Source organism: Kitasatospora sp. A2-31, assembly GCF_022288725.1.
Lineage (GTDB): Bacteria > Actinomycetota > Actinomycetes > Streptomycetales > Streptomycetaceae > Kitasatospora.
Genome location: NZ_JAKNTA010000270.1, coordinates 1 through 1,064 on the forward strand (window position 1 = coordinate 1; position 1,064 = coordinate 1,064).

Sequence of the window (1,064 nt, forward strand, 5' to 3'; positions counted from 1 at the left end):
CACGGGGCCGCGCGGTGCTCGGCGACCGTCCCCGGGGCGCGGGCCGCCAGGTACATCGGCTCGGTGAACACCGGACGGGTCACCGCGAGGCCGGGCTCCGGGTCGGCCGGGACGAGGTCGTACTCGTGCACCAGCGCCACGTCCAGCTCGCCCGCACGCAGGGCCGCCGCGACGGCCGCCGGGTCCACCTCGTTCACCATCGGCTCCAGCCCCGGGTGCCACCCGGCCAGCTCGGCGAGGACCGCCGGGATGATCGCCTTGGCCGCCGACGGGTAGGTGCCGATCCGCAGCGGACCGGCCAGCCCCTCGCGGGCGTGGGCGAGTTCGGCGTCCGCTTGCTCCAGCCGCGCCAGCACCGCCTCGGCGTGCCGCACCAGGTTCCGCCCGGCCGGGGTGAGCGCCACCCGCCGCCCGGTGCGCTCCAGCAGGGCGACGCCGGCCTCCTTCTCCAGGACGGACAGCTGCTGGGAGACGGCCGAAGGGCTGAACGACAGCGCCTCGGCGACGGCGGCGATGGTGCCGAGATGGGCGAGTTCGCGCAGCAGGCGCAGGCGTCGGACGTCGAGCATCGGCTCAGCTTACGAGAAGCGTCGGAAATGTGAACTGGACCTGCGGGACGGCGGGATCGCAGGATCATGGCCATGGAACTCAAGGGCATCTACGTTCCCCTGGTCACCCCCTTCGCCGCCGACGGCTCGGTCGCGCTCGACGCGCTGGACAAGCTGGCCCGCTCGGTGCTCGCCGAGGGTGCGGCCGGGCTGGTCGCACTCGGCACCACCGGCGAGCCGGCCACCCTGGACGCGGCGGAGAAGGCGGCGGTGGTCGAGGTCTGCGCCGCCGCCTGCGCCGAGCTGGGCGGGCAGCTGGTGGTCGGCGCAGGCGGTCCGGACACCCGGGCGGCCGCCGAGGAGCTGGCGGGCCTGCGCGAGCGGGTGCCGGGCGCGGCGGCCGCGCTGGTCACCGCGCCGTCCTTCGTCCGGCCGGGCGTGGCGGGGACGCTGGCGCACTTCCGGGCCCTGGCCGCGGCGAGCTCGGTGCCGCTGGTCGTCTACCACATCCCGTAC

Annotated in this window: 2 protein-coding genes; one reads left to right on the plus strand and one right to left on the minus strand. The window is 76.0% G+C overall.

What is annotated here, in order from left to right:
• The coding region (locus MCM47_RS41370) for a LysR family transcriptional regulator (protein ID WP_238951903.1) at positions 1-569 on the minus strand (569 nt) is incomplete at its 3' end.
• Between the two features lie 72 nt (positions 570-641).
• On the opposite strand from MCM47_RS41370, the gene MCM47_RS41375 reads away from it, so the two are divergent.
• Positions 642-1,064: dihydrodipicolinate synthase family protein (locus MCM47_RS41375; protein WP_238951904.1), on the plus strand; the 423-nt coding region annotated here is incomplete at its 3' end.